Consider the following 261-nt stretch of genomic DNA (forward strand, 5'->3'; position numbering starts at 1 on the left):
CCCAGACAGCCAGGAGGTTGGCTTAGAAGCAGCCATCCTTTAAAGAAAGCGTAATAGCTCACTGGTCGAGTCGGTCTGCGCGGAAGATGTAACGGGGCTAAACTATGCACCGAAGCTGCGGATTCATACTTTGTATGAGTGGTAGGGGAGCGTTCTGTAAGCGGTTGAAGGTGTACCGGGAGGTATGCTGGACGTATCAGAAGTGCGAATGCTGACATGAGTAACGATAATGCGGGTGAAAAACCCGCACGCCGGAAGACC

Annotated in this window: 1 rRNA gene; it reads left to right on the forward strand. The window is 52.5% G+C overall.

From position 1 onward, the window contains the following. Nucleotides 1-261: ribosomal RNA gene (locus PSH48_RS21115) — 23S ribosomal RNA — on the forward strand; the annotation flags it as partial.

Origin of the sequence: Pseudoalteromonas sp. Angola-4 (genome assembly GCF_028599265.1) — a bacterium.
GTDB lineage: Bacteria > Pseudomonadota > Gammaproteobacteria > Enterobacterales > Alteromonadaceae > Pseudoalteromonas > Pseudoalteromonas atlantica.